At 59.8% G+C, this 7182-nt stretch carries 7 protein-coding genes; all 7 read left to right on the top strand.

Going from position 1 to position 7182, the window contains the following annotated elements:
- Positions 1 to 20 precede the first annotated feature (20 nt).
- The 7 genes from QMM04_RS04630 to rbsK are packed head-to-tail and all read left to right on the top strand — an operon-like array spanning position 21 to position 7116.
- The gene (locus tag QMM04_RS04630; RefSeq protein WP_058758342.1) at positions 21 to 1004 is read left to right on the top strand and encodes a substrate-binding domain-containing protein; all 984 of its coding nucleotides are present in this window, start codon (positions 21 to 23) and stop codon (positions 1002 to 1004) included.
- A gap of 1 nt (position 1005) precedes the next feature.
- A complete protein-coding gene (locus tag QMM04_RS04625) occupies positions 1006 to 2511 on the top strand; it encodes a sugar ABC transporter ATP-binding protein (RefSeq protein ID WP_282995721.1) in 1506 nt (501 codons plus the stop codon).
- The gene (locus QMM04_RS04620) at positions 2504 to 3493 is read left to right on the top strand and encodes an ABC transporter permease (RefSeq protein ID WP_021508060.1); all 990 of its coding nucleotides are present in this window, start codon (positions 2504 to 2506) and stop codon (positions 3491 to 3493) included. The genes QMM04_RS04625 and QMM04_RS04620 overlap by 8 nt, the downstream gene beginning before the upstream one ends.
- 17 nt (positions 3494 to 3510) lie before the next feature.
- The gene (locus tag QMM04_RS04615) at positions 3511 to 4560 is read left to right on the top strand and encodes an ABC transporter permease (RefSeq protein ID WP_021508059.1); all 1050 of its coding nucleotides are present in this window, start codon (positions 3511 to 3513) and stop codon (positions 4558 to 4560) included.
- Positions 4560 to 5252, top strand: a complete 693-nt coding sequence (alsE, locus tag QMM04_RS04610; RefSeq protein WP_058758340.1) for a D-allulose 6-phosphate 3-epimerase — start codon at positions 4560 to 4562, stop codon at positions 5250 to 5252. Before QMM04_RS04615 ends, alsE begins: the two co-directional genes overlap by 1 nt.
- Entirely contained in the window at positions 5249 to 6145 is an 897-nt protein-coding gene (gene alsK, locus QMM04_RS04605; protein WP_282995720.1) for an allose kinase, read from the top strand. Before alsE ends, alsK begins: the two co-directional genes overlap by 4 nt.
- Complete coding sequence (gene rbsK / locus QMM04_RS04600) at positions 6142 to 7116, top strand: ribokinase (protein ID WP_059011563.1); 975 nt, start codon at positions 6142 to 6144, stop codon at positions 7114 to 7116. Before alsK ends, rbsK begins: the two co-directional genes overlap by 4 nt.
- Positions 7117 to 7182 lie beyond the last annotated feature (66 nt).

Genomic DNA, 7182 nt, shown 5'->3' with positions numbered 1-7182 from the left:
AAAATTAATCCGGAGTCTTTATGAAAAAACATCTTATCGCCTGTTCTCTGCTTGCCCTGTTTGCCGCCGCTGGCGCGCAGGCCGCTGACAAAATACGCATGGGCATCGTGGTAAAAATTGGCGGTATTCCGTGGTTCAACGCCATGGAAGCGGGCATCAAAAGTGAAGCAGCAAAACGCGGCATCGACGCGTGGATGGTCGGGCCAACCGCCGCTGACCCGGCGCTGCAGGTGCGCGCCATTGAAGATTTGATTGCGCAGAAGGTCGATATCATCGGCGTGGTGCCAAACGACCCGAAAGTGCTTGAGCCGGTGCTGAAGCGCGCGCGTGAAGCCGGGATCATGGTGATTACCCACGAATCGCCCGGCCAGAAAGACGCCAACTGGGATTTCGAGCTGGTCGATGCACCGACCCACGGCATCAACCATATGAAAGCGCTGGCGAAATGCATGCATGAAGAAGGCAAATACGCCATGTATGTTGGCAGCCTGACGGTGCCACTGCATCAGGAGTGGACCGACGCCGCGCTCAACTACCAGAAACAGCACTATCCGAAGATGCAACTGGTGACCGACAAGTTCGGCGTCGGCGAATCGCTGGATGACTCCATCCGCACCACCAACGAGCTGATGTCTAAATACCCGGATCTGAAAGGCATTATGGCCTTTGGTTCTCAGGGACCGATTGGCGCCGGCCGCGCGGTCATGAACCGCAACAAGATCGATCAGGTGTGCGTCATCGGTGCCTTCAGCCCGGGCCAGGGCGCGTCGCTGGTACAGCGCGGTGCTATCAAGGGCGGCTATATCTGGAATCCGCAGACCGCCGGTGAAGTATTTGTGCGTATCGCCGACATGATGGAGAAGAAAGAGCCAATCACCGACGGCATGACCATTGAAGGGCTGGGCAAAGTGAAGGTGGATGAGGCGACGCACACCATTCTCGGTAACAACACCGAAAGTCTCGATAAAGAGAACCTGCCAAAACTGGTGAAAATGGGGCTGTAACATGCAAGAGGTCACTCCACAGACGCTGATTGCGCTCGACAACCTGTCGAAAACATTTGGTGGCAACCGCGCACTGAGCGATATCTCGCTAAGCCTGTTGGCTGGCGAAGTGCACTGTCTCGCTGGCACCAACGGCTGTGGCAAGAGCACCTTAATCAAAGTCATTTCCGGGGTACACGCCCCGGACAGTGGCAGCCGTATTACGCTGGGTGATGGCCCAAGCTTCCCGCGTCTGACGACTCGTCAGGCGCGTGACTTCGGCATCCAGGTGATTTATCAGGATCTGTCGCTGTTCCCGAATCTCAGCGTGGCCGAGAACATCGCCTTTGAGCATAACCTCAATGGCCTGCTCGGCTGGCATCGCAAAGCGAAGCTGCGCGAGACCGCTGCGCGCATTATTGAAGAACTCAAGTTTGACCTCGATCTGGATGAGAAAGTCTCGGCGCTGTCGATTGCGGCCCGCCAGCAGGTGGCGATATGCCGAGCACTGGTCGCCGATGCGCGTCTGGTGATTATGGATGAGCCAACGGCTTCTCTCACCCGTACCGAAGTGAATCAGTTGCTGCGCACCGTGCGTTATCTGAAAGACAAAAACATCTGCGTGGTGTTTGTTAGCCACCGTCTGGATGAAGTGTTAGAAATTTCCGACCGCGTGACGGTGATCCGCGACGGGCGCAAAATGGGCTGCTGGCCAGCCAAAGAGATGACGCCACACCATCTCACCGAGCTGATGACCGGTCTGAAACTCGACTATCAGCTGAAAGCGCCAACCCGCAATGCCGACCGTGCCATTCTTGAAGTGGATAACCTGACACGTGCCGGACAGTATCACGACGTCAATTTCAAACTCTATCAAGGCGAAGTTCTGGGCCTGTGTGGCCTGCTTGGCTCCGGCCGCACCGAACTGGCACTCTCACTGTTTGGCATGACCAAACCGGACAGCGGCAAAATCTGGCTCGATAGCAAGCCGGTGCGCTTCCGTGGTCATGAAGATGCCATCAAAGCGGGCATCGGTTATGTCTCCGAAGACCGCTTGACGCTGGGCTTGGTCCAGCAGCAGTCGGTGGCCGACAACATGGTGCTGCCGATCCTCGATAAGCTGCAAAACCGTTTCCACCTGATCGATGAATACCGCAAGAACAAGCTGATCCTGCAGTGGATTCAGCAGCTCGGCGTGCGCGTGGCCGATCCTAACCTGGCGATCTCCACCCTGTCCGGCGGCAACCAGCAAAAAATCGTGCTGGCGAAATGGGTGCTGACCCAGCCGCGCATTCTGATCCTCGACTCGCCGACCGTCGGCGTGGATGTCGGCGCCAAGGCCAGCATCTATCAGCTGATCCACGAGCTGGCGAAAGAGGGACTGTCGATCATCCTGATTTCCGACGAAGTGCCGGAGGTCTGGTACAACTGCGACCGCATCCTGCACTTCCGCGACGGCACCATCCATGCCGAATACCAACCCGATACCGTGGCGCAGGAACAGCTGGCGGAGGTGATTAATGCCTGATTTCTCTCGTTTACGTCCGCACTCCAGCCAGGGCTGGCTCGCCTGGGTGCTGCTGGCTTTCATGGTGTTCTTCTCGCTGGCCAGCGATCAGTTCCTGACGGTGCAGAACCTGCTGGATCTGGCGGAAAGCTACGCCGTTACCGGCATTTTCGCCCTCGGCCTGTTTGTGGTGCTGGTGACCGGCGGTATCGATATCTCCTTCGCCGCCGTGGCGTCGGTGGTGCAATACCTGATCGCCTCGCTGTTTGTGCAGTTCCAGTTTGATAACGCGCTGCTCAGCATTCTGCTGGCTATCGTCTGCGGCACGCTGTTTGGCGTGATCAACGCCCTGCTGATCACCTCGCTGCGTGTGGTGTCGATCATCATCACCATCAGTATGCAGTCGCTGCTGTTTGGTCTGCTGATGTGGGTTACCGGCGGCAAAAGCCTCTACTCACTGCCGGACTGGTGGATCACCCTGCGCAGCGTGCTGCCGTTTAGCGTACAGGGCAACAGTTTTCAGATTGGCTTACCGCTGGCGATCATGCTGGTGATTGCCGCCCTCACCGCGCTGCTGCTCAACAAAACCAATCTGGGCCGTCAGCTGTATGCGGTGGGCGGCGATGCGGAATCGGCGCGGCGCATTGGCATCCGCGTGGGATTGATTCACGTGTTTGCCTACGGCTGGCTCGGGGCGATGGCGGCGATTGGCGGGCTGGTGCAGGTGTACCGCATGGGTGAAGTAGTGCCGAACGCGCTGGTCGGCGGTGAGCTGGATGTGCTGGCTGCGACGGTGCTGGGCGGTGCCAGCCTGATGGGCGGCAAAGGCACGGTCAGCGGCACGCTGATGGGCGTATTCCTGATCGCCATCCTGAAAAACGGCCTCAATCTGATCGGCGTCTCCAACTACTTCATGAACATTGTGGTCGGCGGCACGATTATGGTGGCGATTGCCGTCACCCACTACAAAAAACGTAAAGAAACCGACGTCAGTTTCGTCTGACGGGAGGAGCCATCATCATGAAATCTCTCTCTGCGCTGCGGCCGGACGGCACCAACATCGGCCTGATGCTGTTGATTGCGCTGGCGCTGGCCACCTTCAGCGTCATGCTGCCGGGCCGCTTTCTCACTGACTCGACCTTTATGAGCATGGCGTTTCAGCTGCCGGAGCTCGGCCTGTTAACGCTGGCGATGTTTATCGCCATCCTCAGCGGCGGCCTGAATCTCGCCATCATCGCCACCGCCAACCTGACGGCGCTGTTCATCGCCTGGACCCTGATGAGCGCCCTGCCCGCGGATGCCGGTACCGGTCAGCAGCTGCTGTGGCTGTTTATCGCCATCGTCGGCGCGATGGTGATTGCCGCCGTGATTGGCGTGATCACCGGCGTGATGGTAACGCGCATCGGCGCACACCCGATTCTGGTGACGCTGGCCACCATGATGACGCTGAACGGCATCGGCATCTGGCTGACCAAAGGTGCGGCGGTGAGCGGTATGCCGCCAGTGGTGCAGTCGCTCGGCTCAGACACGCTGCTGGGTATGCCGCTGCCGCTGTGGGTATTCCTGGTTGCCGCCGCGCTGCTGGCGCTGTTCCTCGGCAAAACCCGCGCCGGCAAATGCATCTACATGGGCGGCAGCAACATCAACGCCACCTGGTTCAGCGGCATCAATACCCACCGCATGGTGATGCTGGTGTACGTCATCTCCAGCCTGCTGTGCGTGCTGGCCGGCCTGATCATGATGGCGCGCTTTAACTCGGCGCGCATGGGTTACGGCGATGCCTACCTGCTGCTGACCGTGCTGGCCATCATTCTCGGCGGCACCGATCCCAACGGCGGTTTTGGCCGCGTGACCGGCGTAGTGCTGGCGCTGATTGCGCTGCAGGTGCTCTCCACCGGCTTCAACCTGATGAACATCAGCCAGCACGTCAGTCTGGCGATGTGGGGTGCCGTGCTGGTGGTGGTGCTGGCCTTCAAACAACTCAAAGCGCGCTTTAACGATCACCGTGCCGTCAGGCTCAGCAAACTGGCCGCGGCGCTTAATCCTCTGACCGAAAAAAAGGAAGTATGATGCGTATTCAAGTCTCCCCGTCGTTGATGTGTATGAATCTGATGGAGATCAAGCACCAGCTGGCCGTGCTGGACTCCCGCGCTGACTTCCTGCACATCGACATCATGGACGGTCACTACGTTAAAAACATCACCCTGTCGCCGTTCTTTATTGAGCAGATCCGCCCGCATACCAAAGTGGCGATCGATGTGCATCTGATGGTGGAAGAGCCGACCGACTTTATTGAAGCGGTGGCCAACGCCGGCGCAGATTACATTTGTCCGCACGCTGAAACTATCAATCGTGATGCGTTCCGCGTGATTAACCTGATTCGCAGCTACGGCAAAAAAGTGGGCGTGGTGCTCAACCCGGCCACGCCGGTCTCCTTTATCCATCATTACATTCATCTGCTGGATAAAATCACCGTGATGACGGTGGACCCGGGCTATGCCGGTCAGCCGTTTATTCCGGAGATGGTGCAGAAGGTGCAGGAGCTGAAGGCGCTGAAACAGGCGCACGGCCACCGCTACCTGATTGAGATCGACGGTTCCTGTAATACGCGCACCTACAACACGCTGGTCGGTGCCGGTGCCGAAGTGCTGATTGTCGGCACCTCCGGCCTGTTTAACATTCACGAAGACCTTGCCACCGCGTGGAACATGATGCGTGAGAGCATTGATGAAGCGCAGGGCCTGGCGCAGGTGTCGGCATGACAACACGCTGGCTCGGTATCGACATTGGCGGCACCGGCACCCGTCTGCAGTTGATGGAGGCGGGCCGCGTCTGGAGCAGCTTTCGTAAAGTGCCCACCGCCAGCTGGGCGCAGCAGCCCGATGCGCTGGCCGCACTGGGGCAGCTGATTGCGGAAACGCTGGAGCAGCAGCCGGTCAGCGGTGTGATGCTCGGCCTGCCGGGCATTCTCAGCCGCGATCGCCAGCAGGTAATTTCACTGCCGTTCATTCAGGCGCTCGATCACCAGCCGGTAGCGGCGCTGCTGAGTGAACGACTGGGCGTGCCGGTGGCGATGGATAAAGACGTTAACCATCTGATGCTGTGGGATTTAATGCAGCTGGAGCAGCTGCCGGAAAATGCGGCAGGTCTGTATCCTGGCACCGGCATGGGCAACAGCCTGTGGATCAACGGCCGCTTCTACCATGGTCAGCATGGCGGAGCCGGTGAACTCGGCCACGTGCCGGTGGCCGGTAACGCGCTGCCCTGCCCGTGCGGCAACCACGGCTGCGCGGAAACCGTGACCTCCGGCCACTGGTTAAGCCACTGGGCGCAGGCCAATGCGGCGCAAACGCCGATGTCGGCGCTGTTTACCCATCACGGTTCTGACCCGGCGCTGCAGGCGTTTGTGCAGCGTCTGGCGCAGCTGATCGCCACCGAGATGAACATTCTCGATCCGGAGTACCTGATTCTGGGCGGCGGCGTGCTGGCGATGGCAGATTTCCCGCTGGCGCAGCTGCGCAGCCAGATTCAGCAGCATTTACGGCCGCCGGCCACGCGGGATGGTTTGAAAATCATCTTCAGTCAATCCACCGATCACACCGGCTGTCGCGGCGCCTGCCTCGCCGCAGAACGGCTGTTCAGGAGCGCGCAATGAAAGGAAAAGTGTGTGTGTTTGGCTCGTTCAACCTCGACGTGGTGGCGGTGATGAACCGTTTCCCCCTGCCGGGCGAATCGCTCACGGCGCACAACAGCATGATGGGGCCAGGCGGCAAAGGGGCCAACCAGGCCACCGCCGCGCTGCGCGCCGGGGCGCGCGTGCACTATATCGGCAAGGTGGGTAATGACGATTTTGGCACGTTTGCCCGTCGCCATCTGGAGAAGACCGGTTTCGACGCCATTACGCTGTTCACCTGTAAAGAGAAGCCCACCGGCAACGCGCTGATTTACGTGGCGGGCGATGATGCCGAGAACATGATTTCGGTCTATCCCGGCGCAAATACCACCGTGACCGCGGCCGAAGTGGCGCGCTGTCAGCCCACCGTGGCTGCCGCCGATATTCTGCTGGTGCAGCTGGAGAACAACCTCAGCGCCATTCAGCGCATGATCGACAACGCGCGTGCCGGCGGCACGTTTGTCATTCTGAATCCGGCACCGTGGCAGAAAGTCAGCGATGCGCTGCTGGCTAAGGTGGATCTTTTAACGCCCAACAGCACCGAAGCGATGCAGCTGAGCGGGATAAAAGTGACCGATTTTGCCAGCGCGCAGCGCGCCGCCGAAGTGCTGCACCGCAAGGGGGCGCGTCAGGTGATTATTACGCTTGGCACCGCGGGCGCACTGCTTTCCAGCGCGGAGCAGCAGTTGCGTATTCCGCTGTTTCCTGCCCAGCCGCTCGACACCACCGGCGCCGGCGATGCCTTCAACGGCGCGCTGGCGGCGCGCCTGGCGTCCGGCGATGCGTTACCGCAGGCGGCGCTGTTTGCAGCGGCGTTTGCCTCGCTGTGCGTCGAGCGTTCCGGCGCAGCCAACTCCATGCCCTCCTACGCCGAAGCGCTGGCGCGCATCCAGGCCCATCCGGAGTGTGAAGTGACGCCGTTAAATGCCCCGGAAATAACGCACATGGCGTAGTGGCGCAATGCATTGCGCCCCGACATCGGCAGAGTCGGCATTCGTGCCGGCCCTGTGAATTACCGC

This window comes from Pantoea sp. Pa-EAmG (genome assembly GCF_030024295.1).
GTDB lineage: Bacteria > Pseudomonadota > Gammaproteobacteria > Enterobacterales > Enterobacteriaceae > Pantoea > Pantoea dispersa.
This window is presented reverse-complemented; position numbering and strand designations above follow the sequence as displayed.